Origin of the sequence: Hyphomicrobium zavarzinii ATCC 27496, assembly GCF_000383415.1 — a bacterium.
In the GTDB taxonomy this organism is placed as follows: Bacteria; Pseudomonadota; Alphaproteobacteria; order Rhizobiales; family Hyphomicrobiaceae; genus Hyphomicrobium_C; species Hyphomicrobium_C zavarzinii.
In genome coordinates, this window is sequence record NZ_KB911257.1 from 495,493 (window position 1) to 510,040 (window position 14,548).

Sequence of the window (14,548 nt, forward strand, 5' to 3'; positions counted from 1 at the left end):
CCGATGGAGATCGGGGTCCAGACGCGTTTCACACAGGGGACGCTCGGGCCGGTGTCCGGTGCCCACCCATCACCTCTATGGCCGGGCTTGGCTCGGCCATTCAGGGGTCAGGCATTCTTCCGTTCGGACAAGCGGCCCTGGATGACCGCCTGTCGATGCGAAGCATCGCTCCGCGATGAGGGCGGTCATGGGTGTGTTTGGAGAATGCCGCCTCCGTGCCGTTGGGCGGCCTTCATGCAATCGGCGGTCAATCGGCGGTGTGTCTGGATCCCGGCCTTCGCCGGGATGACGTTTGTTTTGTGGGACCCGGCAGCCCAGACTCACCGTCACCCCGATGGAGATCGGGGTCCAGACGCGTTCACACAGGGGACGCTCGGGCCGGTGTCCGGTGCCCTCCATCACCTCCATGGCCGGGCTTGACCCGGCCATCCAGGGGCGAGGCATTCTTCCGTTCGGACAAGCGGCCCTGGATGACCGCCTGTCGATGCGAAGCATCGCTCCGCTATGAGGGCGGTCATGGGTGTGTTTGGAGAATGCCGCCTCCGTGCCGTTGGGCGGCCTTCATGCAATCGGCGGCGTGTCTGGATCCCGGCCTTCGCCGGGATGACGTTTGTTTTGTGGGACCCGGCAGCCCAGACTCCCCGTCACCCCGATGAAGATCGGGGGCCAGGAGCGTTTCACACAGGGGGACGTTTTCCGGCCGTGTGTCCGGTGCCCACCCATTACCTCCGTGGCCGGGCTTGGCTCTAGCTGCCGCTCTTTTCGGCGTCCGGGCATTTGAGGGGTTTCGCGGCCTTGAGGATAGCGGCGACTACGCCCGGAAACTTCGCCTCGATCTCGTCGAGACGCAGGCTGTTCACGACCTCGGTGCCGCGGCGCTCGGACTGGATCAGGCCCGCTTCCCGCAAAATCTGAAAGTGATGCGACTGCGTCGACTTCGGCAGGTGCGCAGGTGCGGCCGTCGAGCAGTTGAGCGGGCAATCGCCCGTCACCAGGCGGCGCACGATCTCGAGCCGGACCGGATCGGCGAGCGCGTAGAGCACGCTTTCCAAGCGGATGGCTTCAGCCGGGGGATGTAGGAACGGTCTCTGCACGCCTTCAGATATGGCCCAAGATTCTTAAAATTCAATAGTTCGATAATCTTGAACTACGGGATTGCCGTTCATATGTCTGGGTGCAGCCGGGGCCAAGGTGGTGGTCGGCGCTACCAAGGTTTCTGACTATGCATATGAAATTTATGGAGAAATTTCCATGGTACGTCCCCTTGAAGGCAAAATCGCTCTGGTTACGGGCGGCAGCCGCGGCATTGGCAGAGCCGTCGCGGAGCGTTTGGCCGCTGATGGCGCGCTGGTCGCGGTCCACTACGGCAAGAACCGGCAGGCCGCTGTCGAAACGGTCTCGTCCATCACGGCTCAGGGCGGCACGGCGTTCGCAGTCGGGGCGGACCTGGCCGCCAAGGATGGCGTGAAGACCCTGTTCGCGGCGCTCGACGACGAACTCAAGGCGCGGACCGGGGCGAGCCAGTTCGACATCCTGGTCAACAATGCGGGCATCGCGCCGTTCGCAAACTTCGCGGACACCACCGAGGCGATCCTCGACGAGATCTACGCGGTGAACGTCAAGTCTGTGTTCTTCGTGGCGCAGGAGGCGTCGAAGCGGCTGCGGGACGGCGGGCGTGTCGTCAACGTGTCGAGCGTCGTCGCGCGCACGCCCTCTCCGGACCTTATCGCCTATTCGGCGCTCAAGGCGGTGATCAACAACCTCACGCAGTCGCTGGCCGTGGTGCTCGGCGCGCGGTCGATCACGGTCAACGCGGTGGCGCCCGGTGCGATCGACACGGACATGGCGGCCGCACTCGTCAAGGACCCGGCCATCGCGGAGCATCTCAAGAGCCAGCAGGCGCTGAAGCGGATCGGCCAGCCGGAGGATATCGCGGATGCCGTCGGCTTCCTCGCGAGCCTCGATGCGCGCTGGGTCACGGGACAGACCGTCTATGTCTCCGGCGGCGCGGCGCTGACCATCTGACGTAGACGGACATCGAGCTTGCCCCGGCAGTCGGCGGATCCTTCCTCCGCAACGACCGGGTGATGGAGTGAACGCGCGTGCGGGCTATCCCTGGCCTCCCCCAGAGGCACGCGCAAACCCCTGCACTCCCTCACCTGAGCCGGGGCATTTTTCTTTCATGAGCCCGCGAAATAGCGCGCGAGGAAGCGCTCGTAGATGGCGGTGAGCGTCACGAGGTCGGAGACGGGCACGTGCTCGTCGACGGCGTGGATCGTCTTATTGACGAGGCCGAACTCCACCACGGGGCAGAGGTCCTTGATGAAGCGGGCGTCAGACGTGCCGCCGCCGGTGGTGAGCGCGGGCGTGCGTCCGGTCTCCGCCTGGACCGCCGCTGAGAGCGTGTCGACGAGCACGCCGGGGCTTGTCAGGAACACGTCTCCCGTTCCGGCGAACGCGAGGTCGTAGCGGGCGTCGACTGTCGCCGCCGCTGCCGCGCACTGATCGCGCACCCACGCTTCGATGGTGGGCCGGCGCCAAGTGTCGTTGTAGCGAATGTTGAAGGTGGCGCGGGCCTCGGCCGGGATGACATTGGCGGCGCGGTTCGGCACCGAGATGACGGTTGCCTGAAGGTTCGAGGGCTCGAAGTGGCGCGTGCCGCCGTCGATCTCGGCGGACGAGAGCCGGTCGAGAATGCGAACGAGCTTGGGCAGCGGGTTCTCGGCTTTCTGCGGATAGGCGGCATGACCTTGCTTGCCGTGCACGACGATCTCGACGGTAAGCGATCCGCGACGTCCGACCTTGATCTCGTCGCCGAGCGCTTCGGGGTTCGAGGGCTCTCCGACGATGCAGTCGCTCACCACTTCGCCGCGCTCGCGCAGCCACTCCAGCACCTTCATGGTGCCGTTGATGGAAGGGCCTTCCTCGTCGCCGGTGATGAGGAAGGAGATCGAGCCGCCGATCTTTCCGCCGCTGGCCGCGAGGTGCCGCAACGCGGCGGCGGCGAAGCAGGCGACACCGCCCTTCATGTCCACCGTGCCGCGCCCGTAGAGGATCCCGTCCTTGATCTCGCCCGCGAACGGCGGAACGCTCCAGGCTTCGAGATTGCCCGGCGGGACGACGTCGGTGTGGCCCGCGAAGCAGATGTGGGGCTCGGCGGTTCCGAAACGCGCGTAGAGGTTTTCGACGTCCGGCGTGCCGGGCTCGCTGAAGGTCATGCGGTGGCAAGTGAAGCCCGCAGGGCGCAGCACGCTTTCGAGCAGGGTGAGGGCGCCGCCTTCGGCGGGCGTGACGCTCTCGCAGCGGACGAGCGCCTGCGTCAGCGCGATCGGATCTCTGGGATCGAGGCTCATGTCGGGCTCGGCTTCTGTGTGCGCGCGGGCGGATGAGGAGCGTGGTCGCCGGGCAGCGTTTCTATGATCGTGATCTTCTGCCAGATCTTGTTCGACAGGTCCGAGGTCAGAAGCTCGATGTCGCCCACGGTCTCGACCACGACCGGGTCGCTGAGCTTCTCCGCGTAGAGGGCGGCGCATTTCGCGGTGAGCGACAGCATTTCGGAGCAGTAGTCGAGGTAGCGGATCAGCTCAAATGGCGTCATGGGCCGGTCCGGCGAGCTCGCCGTGCGGAGGTGGCCGAGCATGCTCGGGTCCTTCGTCAACTGGTGCATGTCGATGACGTGGATGATCGACCGCAGCTCGTGCAGCGCCTTAAGCGCGCGGTCGCGTTTCCACCGCGTTTCGAGGGAAGCGAGAAAATAGGCCGCGCCGCCGAGCACGATGACGAGGTTCACGCCCGCATCGACGCCCTGCATCATTTCCGAGAGGTCATCGGAGGTCTTGAGCGCAGAAGCCTCGATGGCGAAGAGTGCGGCGAGGGCGAGCACAATTGCGAGCAGCGCGAGCAGCGAAAGGCGGAGCCCCCAGATCGGCTGCGAGACGGCGACGATCCGTTCCGAGGTCTGCTGGGCCAGGCCCACGACCTCGCTACAGACGCGGCTGAGGCCCGAGCCCGGGAAGCGCTGCTCGATACGCTTCTGGAGCGTGAGGAGCGTATCGATGATCTTGGTGGAATCGAGAGAGCGGTACATCGGCCGGACGGCGTTTCGAAAGGTGTTTCCTACCTAGCACAGGCCGCCGGCCGTGTATCCCGAGCCGTGACCGGCTCAGTCGCGCAGCAGCTCGTTGATGGAGGTCTTCGAGCGGGTTTTCTCATCCACGCGCTTGACGATGACGGCGCAGTAGAGGTTCGGGCCGGGCTCGCCGGAGGGGAGCGGCTTGCCGGGCATCGCGCCGGACACGACCACAGAGTAAGGCGGGACGCGGCCGAAGAACTTCTCGCCCGTCGCGCGGTCGATGATGGTGGTGGAGGCGCCGAGGTAGACGCCCATGGAGAGCACCGAGCCCTCGCCCACGATGACGCCTTCAGCAACCTCGGCACGCGCGCCGATGAAGCAGTTGTCCTCGATGATCACGGGGCCGGCCTGGAGCGGCTCCAGCACGCCGCCGATGCCGGCGCCGCCCGAGATGTGGCAGTTCTTGCCGATCTGGGCACACGAGCCCACGGTCGCCCAGGTGTCCACCATGGTGCCGCTGTCGACGTAGGCACCGAGGTTGACGAAGGAGGGGAGCAGCACGACGCCGGGAGCGATGTAGGCCGAGCGGCGCACGAAGGCGCCGGGCAGGACGCGGAAGCCGCCCTTCTTGAAGTCCTCTTCGGTCCAGCCCTGGAACTTCGGGGCCACCTTGTCCCAGTAGGAGGAGCCTGCGGGGCCGCCGGCGATGAGGCCCATGTCGTTCAGGCGGAAGGACAGGAGAACCGCCTTCTTGAGCCACTGGTTGACGACCCATTCGCCGCCCTTCTTCTCGGCGACGCGGGCCTCGCCCTTGTCGAGCAGCGCGAGCGCGGATTCGACGGCATCGCGCACGGCGCCCTTGGTTGCGGAGTTCACGCTATCGCGCGTCTCCCAGGCCGTCTCGATCGTCTTCTGAAGGTCGCTCATGCTCGTCTCTGCCCCATTCTTAATCGTCTTGGGGGCGTTCATGCGGGCTCTGCCGGGGTCTGTCAATGCTGGAGGAATTTCGGGTTTTTCCCGAGCGGACAGTGTCTCGGCAAACTCGGCGTTAACGCCATTGCTCTATTTTTAGGGAACGGCTGTGCTCGCAGGCTCAGGACACGCGGCGCGCCGGGCACCTGTGTCGGATTTTGTAATGCGTAGGCGGGAGGTTCGCGTGCTTGGAACCCAAGAGCTCGGTGCGAGAGGCCCGGGCGGCGTTGTGACGGCAGGTCCGTGGATCGCACGGGACAGCTACATTGCCGAGACGGCGGTCATCATCGACAGGCTGACGGCGAAGATCGAGCGGCTCGAGCGGCGCGAAGAAGCGCTGAACGCCAAGGTGGCGGAGCTGGTGGAGCATACCCAGCAGGCTGGCCGGTTCCAGGCGCTCGCAGAAAGCCTCAGAAATTCAAGAGATTATAAGCTGGATGAGACGATCCGGCTGGCCAAGGAGCTGCGCGGGAGGATCGAGGCCATCGAAGGTCCGCGCGCCGACTACCACGGTCTCACCTACAAGACGCTGGCGGCCATCGACCGCAAGCTCTCCGAGTTGTCGGCTCCGAAGTCCCGCAAGATTTCCTTCGCTGGGTGGCCTCGCTTCACCGGGGTGATGGCGACTGTTTGCGTCATCGGGGCTCTGGCATCGATGACGCTGCGTCTCGTCTAAGGCCTAGCGCAAGGCGGATTCGACCAGTCGTTTGGCGTCGGCCGAATCCCATTCGGCCGGGCCCGGGAGGCGGCCGATCTCGCGCCCTTCCGGATCGATCAGGATGGTCGTCGGCATGCCGATCGCTTTTAGTGCCGATCCGCTACGCGTCGTCGTATCTATATAGAGCTTCAGAGACTTAACCCCTGTCTCGTCGAGAAATTTCTTGACGGACTGCACGCCGGTGCGGTCCACGGCGAGTGCAACCACCTCGAAGGTGCCGGAGCCCAAGGCGGTCTGAAGGCGGTCGAGGGAGGGCATTTCCTCGCGGCACGGCGCACACCACGTCGCCCAGAGGTTCAGGAGAACCGTCTTTCCACGGAAGTCCTTGAGGGTCTTGGGGTTGCCGTCGCCGTCCGTGAAGCTCACGTCCGCCAGCGGCTCGAGCGTCTTCTTGAAGACGAAGGCGGGCATCCCGGCAGCGCGCTTCTGCACATCGGTCGCGGCCTTTTCTCCCGATTGCTCCTCGTAATCGCCCAAGCCGATGTTGTCAGGCCGGCCAAGCGTGCCGTATACCGCCGCAAAGCCGACAAGAGCCGCAACTGCGGCCATGGCCACCACTGCTGCGTAGCTTTTTTGAGGTGCGCGGGAGGTGGTGCCGTTGTTCATGATTGCTTCCATCGAAGTGGGTCTCACGGAGGGCCCGTTCCGTGACAGATAAAAACGCCAACAAGATGTGGGGCGGCCGCTTCGCTGCCTCGCCTGCCGAGATCATGGAGGAGATAAATGCCTCCATCTCCTTCGACAAGGTTTTGGCGCCGCAGGATATCCGCGGCTCGAAGGCGCACGCGGCGATGCTAGGCGAAACCGGCATCATCACCAAGAGCGATGCGCGCGAGATCCTGCGCGGGCTCGATCAGGTGGCGGCTGAGATCGAAGGTGGCACGTTCAAGTTCTCGCGCTCGCTCGAGGACGTTCATATGAACGTGGAGAGCCGGCTGAAGGAACTGATTGGTGCGCCCGCCGGGCGGTTGCACACGGCGCGCTCGCGCAACGACCAGGTGGCGACCGACTTCCGTCTGTTCATCCGGGATTCTGCCGACGCAATCATACGGGCCATCGCCGATCTCCAGCTCGTGCTGGTGAAGAAGGCGGAAGCGCACGCGGCAACCGTGATGCCGGGGTTCACGCATCTCCAGCCCGCGCAGCCGGTGACGTTCGGCCATCATCTGCTCGCCTATGTCGAAATGCTCGGGCGCGACCGCAGCCGGTTCGTGGATGCGCGGCGGCGGCTCAACGAGTGCCCGCTCGGGTCGGCGGCGCTCGCCGGCACGTCGTTCCCGATCGATCGGGCCAAGACAGCCGAGGAGCTGGGCTTCGACCGGCCGATGGCGAACTCGCTCGATGGCGTGTCGGACCGGGATTTCGCGCTCGAAGTTCTCGCGGCGTCCTCGATCGCGGCGGTTCATCTCTCGCGGCTCGCCGAGGAGATCGTGATTTGGATGACCCCGCAGTTCGGGTTCATCAAGCTGTCGGATCGCTTCACGACCGGGTCCTCCATCATGCCGCAGAAGCGCAATCCGGACGCGGCGGAGCTGGTACGCGCCAAGGTGGGACGCATCTCGGGGGCGTTCTACAGCCTGCTGACGGTGATGAAGGGACTTCCGCTGGCGTATTCCAAGGACATGCAGGAGGACAAGGAGGCGACGTTCGACGCCATCGCCTCGCTGCGTCTCGCCCTTCTGGCCATGACCGGCATGGTGGGAGACCTGGAGCCTGTCGAGGAGACCATGCGCGCGGCGGCCGGGCGCGGCTACTCCACGGCCACCGATCTCGCCGACTGGCTGGTGCGGGAGCTCAAGATGCCGTTCCGCGATGCCCATCACGTCACGGGGGCCATCGTGAAGGCTGCCGAGGACAAGGGGCTCGAGCTCGAAAACGTGCCGCTGGCCGTGATGCAGGCCATCGAGCCGCGGATATCGAACGGCGTTTACTCTGTTCTTTCCGTGGAGAATTCCGTAAAGTCCCGCAAGAGCTATGGGGGAACTTCGCCACAGAACGTCGCGAAAATGGCGCGAGCCTGGGCGCGGCGCTTGGAAAAGGACGGCGGGGGGCGCTAAACTCCGCCCCAGTTCCGTTTTAGGGTTTCCAGAATTCCGGCGGGCTTCGAGGGCTTGATCGAGATGACGAGTTGGTTTCGCGCACTTCTGACCGTGTCCGCACTGGCGCTCGCGCTCGGTGGGTGCGGTGTGCGCGGATCCCTGGAAACGCCGGCGGAAGCCAAAGCCGACGCTACCGCCGAGGCCCAATCGGGCCAGGGCAAGCCCGAAGGCGCGGCTCCCAAGCCCCACAAGGGCTTCATCCTCGACGGCCTCCTGCGCTAAGCCGCTTCCCGGTCTTTCCGTTTCCGCTTTTCCGGGAACCCCGGCTCCCGCTATAGGTGCGGTCACAAATCGATCGGACCGCTTCCACTCCCATGCATCATTTCAGCTACAAAGGCGGCGTGCTTCACGCCGAGGACGTCAGCCTCGCCCGGCTCGCATCGGAGGTCGGGACGCCGTTCTACTGCTATTCGACCGCCACGCTCGAGCGGCACTATCGTGTGCTGGATCAAGCCTTTGCAGGCCAGGACGCGGTGATCTGCTTCGCCGTGAAGGCGAACTCCAACCAGGCGGTGCTCGCTACGATGGCGCGTCTGGGCGCGGGGATGGATGTCGTCTCGGAAGGCGAGCTGAGGCGCGCGCGGGCTGCGGGCGTTCCGGCCGACAAGATCATCTTCGCGGGCGTCGGCAAGACCCGGGATGAAATGGCCTACGCGCTTCGCGAGGGCATTTTCAGCTTCAACGTGGAGAGCGAGCCCGAACTCGAGGCGCTGTCGGAGGTGGCGGCGGGCCTCGGTGTCAAGGCGCGGGTGGCGATCCGGGTCAATCCGGACGTGGACGCGAAAACCCATGCCAAGATCTCGACCGGCAAGTCCGAGAACAAGTTCGGCATCCCCTATCTCAAGGCTGTGGCGCTCTATGCGGAAGCGCGGCGGCTGCCTGCGCTCGCCGTGCAGGGAATTCATATGCACATCGGCAGCCAGATCACCGATCTCGCGCCGTTCCGCGATGCCTTCAGGCTGATGCGCGACCTCACGCTGGAGCTCAGGCGCGAGGGGCACGACATTCATCATCTCGATATCGGCGGCGGCCTGGGCGTTCCCTACCGCGGCTCGAACGAGGTGCCGCCGCATCCGGACGAGTACGCCGCGCTGGTCAAGGCTTCGCTCGGTGATCTCGGTGCGAAGATCTACCTCGAGCCCGGCCGCATGATCGTCGGCAATGCAGGGGTTCTCGTTGCGCGCGTGACCTACGTGAAAGAGGGAGCGAACAAGCGCTTCACCATCGTTGACGGCGCGATGAACGACCTGATCCGCCCCACTCTGTACGAGGCCTTTCACGAGGTGTGGCCGGTTGCGGAGGCGCGTGCGTCCGAGCCGTCCGTGCTGCAGGACATCGTGGGGCCGGTGTGCGAGACGGGCGACTATCTGGCGATCGACCGAACTCTGCCGCCGTTCGAGCCCAACGATCTCCTGGCGGTGATGACCGCGGGCGCCTACGGGGCGGTGATGTCGTCGACCTACAATACGCGCCTCCTCGTGCCGGAGGTGCTCGTCAACGGCGAGACCTATGCCGTGGTGCGGCCCCGTCCGTCCTACGATGAGCTGATCGGCCTCGACCGGCTGCCGCCCTGGCTGGCGTAAGGCCGGATCTTGGCTGCGGGTATGGCAGGCGGGGCAGCTTGTCCGTTGTCGCGGCTCGGTGCTCACGGCGTTCATTGGCCCCCTGCAATCCAAGGACGGGGCCTCGAACGTTAGCGCTTTTTAATGAAGGCGCCCTGGGGGCCGTGCTAGGTTTCGGGCCATGGAGATGGACCAGAGTTCCCGAACATCCGATCGCGTGTTCGAGCGTAAGATCTGGCGTGCCCGCGTCGTGGGCGCGTTCGAGCAGCTCTGGCTCAAGCTTTGGCTCGTGCTCGCCGTCGTCGCGGTCTTTCTGCTGGTGTCCTACGCGGGCCTCTGGGCCTATCTGCCGCCTGTCGTTCACGCGGGCCTGCTCGGCGCGTTCGGCGTGGCACTGCTCGTGGCGCTGGCATCGCTCGCGCGGGTGACGTGGCCGACGCGCGACGACGCGATAAGGCGGATCGAGCGCGCGTCCGGCGTGCCGCACAGGCCGGCGACCTCCTATGAAGATACACTCAGCGCGCCGTCGTCCGACCCGGCGACGCTTGCCATCTGGCAGGCGCATCGCGCGCGCATGGCGGCGATGCTTGCCAAGCTCAAGCCCGGCAAGCCCCATCCGAGAACAGACCGGTTCGATCCCTTCGCCGTCCGCGCCGCTTTGGTGCTCGGCGTCGCCGGGCTAACCGGGCTCATGGGACCGACTGCGTTCGAGCGGGTGCGGGCGGCGTTCACGTTCGGCGCCGCGTCCGCGCATACGGAAGCGCGCCTCGATGCATGGCTCACGCCGCCGTCATACACCGGCCGTGCTCCCGTCATGCTGGCGGACGGAGCCGGGGGCGCGAAGGCGCAGCCGGCGGCTGCCGAGGGAGATGCGCGGCCTGCGGTGCACGAGGTTCCCATAAAGAGCCTTCTGATCGTTCGTGCCGGTGGCATGGGTGATGCTCCGCTGTCCATTGAAGTCGTGCCGACGGTGGCCGAGGGCGAGAAGCCCTTGGTCGAGCGCGTGGAAGCGAAGTCGGAGCAGGATACGGGCGATCTCAAGGAGGTGCGCTTCGAGATGAAGCGTTCCGCCACCGTTCGCGCGCTTGCCGGACGCAGCGAGCTAGCATCGTGGCAGATCTCGGTCACGCCCGATGCTTTGCCAAAGATCTCGCTGTCGCGTCCGCCGGAGCTGACGCCGCGCGGCTCGCTCAAGCTCACCTACAAGGTGGAAGACGACTACGGCGTGGCGTCGGCCGGCGTGCAGCTCAAGAAGCTCGCCGATCCGCCGCGCGATCCGAAGCGGGCCTGGGCGCAGCCGGAAGCGCCGCGCGGGCCGCGTCCACCGCTCATGCGTCCGCCGAAGCTCGAACTGCGTCTGCCGAAAGCGAACGCGACGTCAGCGGAAGCGCACACCTATTTCGAGATGGCGTCGCACCCCTGGGCAGGACGCAAGGTGATCATGACGCTCGAAGCCAAGGACGTGGCGGGGCAGGTGGGCAAGAGCCCGGGCTTCGAGATGATCCTTCCGGAGCGCCACTTCACCAAGCCGCTCGCGCGCGCCATCGTCGAGCAGCGCAAGAAGCTGCTGGAGGATAGCCGCTATCGTCCGGTGGTGCTGACCGCGCTCGATGCGCTGACGCTCGAGCCCGATGGCTTCATCGACGACACCAAGGTCTATCTCGGTCTCAGGACGGTATTCCACCGCCTCAAGAACGATCGCTCGCGCGCCGGCCTTTCGAGCGTGATCGATCAGCTCTGGCAGATCGCGCTCCGTATCGAGGACGGCAACCTGTCGGATGCGGAGCGTGCGCTCAAGGACGCGCAGGACAAGCTGGCCAAGGCTCTGGAGAACGGCGCATCGGAGGAAGAGATCAAGCAGCTCATGCAGGAGCTGCGGCAGGCGCTCAACGATTTCATGAACCAGCTTGCGCAGCAGAACGAGGGCGGGCAGCAGCAGGAAGGGCAGAACCAGGATCAGCAGACGCTCGCCCAGCAGGATCTCGAGCGGATGATGCGCAATCTCGAGGAGATGGCAAAGAGCGGCTCGCGCGAGCAGGCGCAGCAGCTTCTCTCGGAGATGCAGGATCTCATGGAACGTCTGCAATCGGGCCGGCAGGACCAGGCCCAGGCGCAGAAGAACCAAGAGATGATGAAAATGATGGAAGAGCTGGGCGACATGGTCGGCGACCAGCAGAAGCTGATGGATGACACCTTCGGCGAGCGCCGCGAGGAAGACGGCAACCAGGAGGGCGGACGCAACGGCCAGCAGCAACCGCCTCCCGGCATGAAGGGCATGGGCCAGGAGGGCCGCGAAGGCGGAGCCGGGGCGCCGCCGGGCATGGCGGGTGAGCCGCAGCGCGGCCGCGGTCAGCGCGGTGGCGAGCAGCCGGGCGGACAAGCGCAGCAGGGTCAGGGCAACCAGCTCGGGCAGGGCAATCCGCGCCAGGGCGGCCTCTCCGATCTGACGCAGCGGCAGCGCGAGCTGAGGGATCGCCTCGGTCAGTTGCAGCGGGATATGCGTGGGAAGGGCGCCGGGTCGAGCCAGCAGCTCAAGGACGCAGAGCGTGCGATGGAAAGCGCGGAGGATGCTCTCCAGCGCGGCGATCTCGACGAGGCGACCGAGCAGCAGTCACGCGCGCTCGATCAGATGCGCCAGGGTGCGCAGTCGATGGCGCAGGAGATGATGCGCAACATGCCTCAGCGCTATGGCCAGTCCGGCGATACGCCGCGTGATCCGCTGGGCCGTCCGCAACGATCGCAGGGGCCGGATCTCGGCACCTCGGTGAAGGTGCCGGATCAGATCGACATCCAGCGGGCGCGTGAGATTCTCGAGGAGCTGCGCCGCCGTCTCGGCGATGCCACGCGCGCGCCCGTGGAGCTGGATTACCTGGAGCGCCTGCTTCGCCGCTTCTGACGCGGTGCGCCTCTCAAGCTCGTCTCATGATTTTCGGATGGTGTGCGGTGCGGATGCTTTCGCGCCGCCTCGCTCGCGTCCGGATAAGATCAGGCTCTAAGGTGCGGCAACGGCGGGGGCGGAGCGGATGCCGAGGCCGCCGACCACCTGATGGCTCACGAGATTGGTGGTGAGGCGGCCGCCCGGCGGCTCTTCGCCCGAGAGCCAATCGCTGAACTGGCGCCAGAGATCGTAGAACAGCAGGCTGCCGTCGCGCTCGGACAGCGGCATCAGATACGGCGCAAGGGTGAACTTGTATTCGAAGAAGTACGAGACACGTGCGGTGCGCAGCTCAATGCCGACGAGCGCCTGCCCGACGGCGCCTGCCATCTGGTACTCGTAAGTGCGCTTCTCCGAGTTCGCCATCTGCACTTCCGAGTGAGGCAGCGAGACGCCCGCGCCGAGGCCGACGTAAGGATAAATGCGGGGCGTGAAGCTCGGCAGCCGGAAGAGGCCGTTCAGCGTCAGCATGTTGTGCCCGTGGCTCGCTTCAAGTTTGCGGAAAACGCTACGGATGACGGCCTTCTCGGGAGCGGGCGCGCTGTCGATGGTGCCGGTGAAGGCTGCCTCCTGGTCGAAGCGCGAGATGGTCTTCGAGTGGGTGAAATCGAGCATCGTTCCGATGCGGCCGGTGCCGAGCCAGCGCACGATGCGGGCGCCGTAGTAGATCGGATTGACGAACGGCTTGCCTTCCCACTCGACCTCTTTGACCGTGAAGTCGTGGACGCCGGTCTTCTTGATCGAGACGTCGCTCGGGTAGGTGTAGGGGACGCCCGAGTAGCCGGCGAACATGAACTCGCCGCCCGCGGGCGCGTAGGCTGAAGGCGCGCCGGCTGGGGCGGCGGCGCGATCCGAGGAGGTGCCATCGGTGCTCTGCTCCATCACGATCGGAGCGGCAACGACGGCGAGCGCGGCGATGGCGAACAGGCTCGACAAGGCCTCGATGCGTCGGGTGCCCATTTGCGGGGCGGGGCGGCGCGGCTGCTCCAACGTCCAGGTGGCGCCCGTCAAGATCCGCATTCTGTTCCCTCTGCCGGCTTGGAATCTGGCTGCCGGACCAAGTAGCGGATTGCGGCAGTCCGCTCAATACCTCAGGGTTTTTCAGCTTCAAGATCGCGGCTGGCTGAGGCGGCCCAGCATCTTGAACACAATGTCGATCTGGGGGGCTTCCCGCGTCAGATAGTCGTGTCCGGTGTAACCCCACCAATCCCAGCAGCCTTGCGGGTTGATGGGCGAGGATGAGGCTTGGGGAAACAGCACGATGAACGCGTTGTTGTCGGCCCAATTGGCGTAGCCCGACTCGCGGATGAAGGTCTCGCCGGTGTTGGTTCGGTTCTGAGCGCAGCCGTGGAAGGCGATGTGAACGCGGCAGGTGGTGGTCTCGGCGCAGGATTTGGGAATGTAGGCGACGCCGCGCTTCTCCATGCCGTGGTTAGGCTCATCGGCGAAGAACGGGCGCTGGTCGAACTCGATGAAGGTGCCGCCCGGCGTTTCGACGCGGGGCGCGAGATTGCCGTAGATGTGCTTCAGCACCTCGCCGGCCTGGTCGTAGTCGCAATCGACGACGTAGGGCTTGGCGGTGTCCTCGCACGCAAGCCCCTGGTCCGACGTGACGAAGGCGTGCCCGGCCGGCTTGTCCGACACATAGACGAGGTTGGCCTCTTTCAGGCCGAGGCGCTTGTAGAACTCGTAGGCCGAGGCGACGATGGCAGGGACAACGGTGCGATCGTTGGAGCCCGAGAACAGGTAGACCCGGTCCTCCATCAAGCTCGCCAGCGGATCGATACGGCCGGTGTCTGCGAGCTTTTTGGTTTTCTCCACGAGGAGGTCGACATCCGGGATGCCCCAGACGGCGAGCGCATTCAACATGCAGCCGTTGATGGCTTTGGAGAGATTGAGAAAGGCCGCGCCGGGGCCGGGCATGAGATCGGAGAACGCGCTCTCGGCGCAGCCGTAGGGGCCGCCCGCGATGATGGCCGCGCCCGAGACGATCTTGGAATGAGCGATCTGAAACTGGCCGGCCATGTAGGCGCCGGAGGAAATGCCGGACACGGACGTCTCGGAGATGTTGGCCGCGAGGGCCGGCAACTCGACGATCGCATCTTCGGCGTGGCCGGAAGCCGAGGCGAGGAACAGGGCGAGGACGCCGAAAAGCGCGCGTGTCGTGGCATAGCGTCGTTGCACTGGTCT

At 65.5% G+C, this 14,548-nt stretch carries 13 protein-coding genes; 6 read left to right on the forward strand and 7 right to left on the reverse strand.

Annotated features, from left to right (window positions below; translation table 11 throughout):
• Positions 1-746: 746 nt before the first annotated feature.
• Complete coding sequence (locus tag F812_RS0110250; RefSeq protein WP_040498101.1) at positions 747-1,094, reverse strand: ArsR/SmtB family transcription factor; 348 nt, start codon at positions 1,092-1,094, stop codon at positions 747-749.
• A 157-nt stretch (positions 1,095-1,251) separates the two neighbouring features.
• Here F812_RS0110250 and F812_RS0110255 point away from each other — a divergent pair, with 157 nt between their 5' ends.
• Positions 1,252-2,025, forward strand: coding sequence for an SDR family oxidoreductase (locus F812_RS0110255; protein ID WP_020085886.1), 774 nt, complete (start codon positions 1,252-1,254; stop codon positions 2,023-2,025).
• Between the two features lie 155 nt (positions 2,026-2,180).
• Here F812_RS0110255 and dapE read toward each other — a convergent pair whose 3' ends face one another.
• The 3 genes from dapE to dapD all read right to left on the reverse strand — a co-directional run bounded on the left by dapE (position 2,181) and on the right by dapD (position 5,041).
• On the reverse strand, positions 2,181-3,353 hold the full coding sequence (gene dapE / locus F812_RS0110260; protein ID WP_020085887.1) for a succinyl-diaminopimelate desuccinylase: 1,173 nt from the start codon (positions 3,351-3,353) through the stop codon (positions 2,181-2,183).
• The gene (locus F812_RS0110265) at positions 3,350-4,087 is read right to left on the reverse strand and encodes a hypothetical protein (RefSeq protein WP_020085888.1); all 738 of its coding nucleotides are present in this window, start codon (positions 4,085-4,087) and stop codon (positions 3,350-3,352) included. The genes dapE and F812_RS0110265 overlap by 4 nt, the downstream gene beginning before the upstream one ends.
• A 75-nt stretch (positions 4,088-4,162) precedes the next feature.
• Positions 4,163-5,041: a 2,3,4,5-tetrahydropyridine-2,6-dicarboxylate N-succinyltransferase gene (gene dapD / locus F812_RS0110270; RefSeq protein WP_020085889.1), complete on the reverse strand. Its 879-nt coding sequence runs from the start codon at positions 5,039-5,041 to the stop codon at positions 4,163-4,165.
• A gap of 187 nt (positions 5,042-5,228) precedes the next feature.
• On the opposite strand from dapD, the gene F812_RS0110275 reads away from it, so the two are divergent.
• A complete protein-coding gene (locus tag F812_RS0110275; protein WP_156827356.1) occupies positions 5,229-5,720 on the forward strand; it encodes a hypothetical protein in 492 nt (163 codons plus the stop codon).
• Positions 5,721-5,723: 3 nt separating this feature from the next.
• Here the strand turns inward: F812_RS0110275 and F812_RS0110280 are convergent, their stop codons facing one another.
• Positions 5,724-6,368, reverse strand: a complete 645-nt coding sequence (locus F812_RS0110280; RefSeq protein WP_040498190.1) for a TlpA family protein disulfide reductase — start codon at positions 6,366-6,368, stop codon at positions 5,724-5,726.
• Between the two features lie 41 nt (positions 6,369-6,409).
• Between F812_RS0110280 and argH the strand changes: the two genes are divergently transcribed.
• The 4 genes from argH to F812_RS0110300 all read left to right on the forward strand — a co-directional run bounded on the left by argH (position 6,410) and on the right by F812_RS0110300 (position 12,319).
• A complete protein-coding gene (gene argH, locus F812_RS0110285; protein WP_020085892.1) occupies positions 6,410-7,819 on the forward strand; it encodes an argininosuccinate lyase in 1,410 nt (469 codons plus the stop codon).
• A gap of 63 nt (positions 7,820-7,882) precedes the next feature.
• Entirely contained in the window at positions 7,883-8,083 is a 201-nt protein-coding gene (gene lptM, locus F812_RS0110290; RefSeq protein WP_040498192.1) for an LPS translocon maturation chaperone LptM, read from the forward strand.
• Positions 8,084-8,175: 92 nt separating this feature from the next.
• Positions 8,176-9,444, forward strand: a complete 1,269-nt coding sequence (lysA, locus tag F812_RS0110295) for a diaminopimelate decarboxylase (protein ID WP_020085894.1) — start codon at positions 8,176-8,178, stop codon at positions 9,442-9,444.
• Between the two features lie 166 nt (positions 9,445-9,610).
• Positions 9,611-12,319 carry a TIGR02302 family protein gene (locus tag F812_RS0110300; protein WP_245257663.1) on the forward strand — a complete coding sequence of 903 codons (2,709 nt, stop codon included), beginning with the start codon at positions 9,611-9,613 and terminating at the stop codon, positions 12,317-12,319.
• 96 nt (positions 12,320-12,415) lie between these two features.
• On the opposite strand, the gene F812_RS0110305 is transcribed toward F812_RS0110300, so the two are convergent.
• Together F812_RS0110305 and F812_RS0110310 are read right to left on the reverse strand one after the other, a co-directional pair.
• Entirely contained in the window at positions 12,416-13,378 is a 963-nt protein-coding gene (locus F812_RS0110305) for a hypothetical protein (RefSeq protein WP_020085896.1), read from the reverse strand.
• A gap of 87 nt (positions 13,379-13,465) precedes the next feature.
• A complete protein-coding gene (locus tag F812_RS0110310) occupies positions 13,466-14,542 on the reverse strand; it encodes an extracellular catalytic domain type 2 short-chain-length polyhydroxyalkanoate depolymerase (RefSeq protein WP_020085897.1) in 1,077 nt (358 codons plus the stop codon).
• Positions 14,543-14,548: the final 6 nt, after the last annotated feature.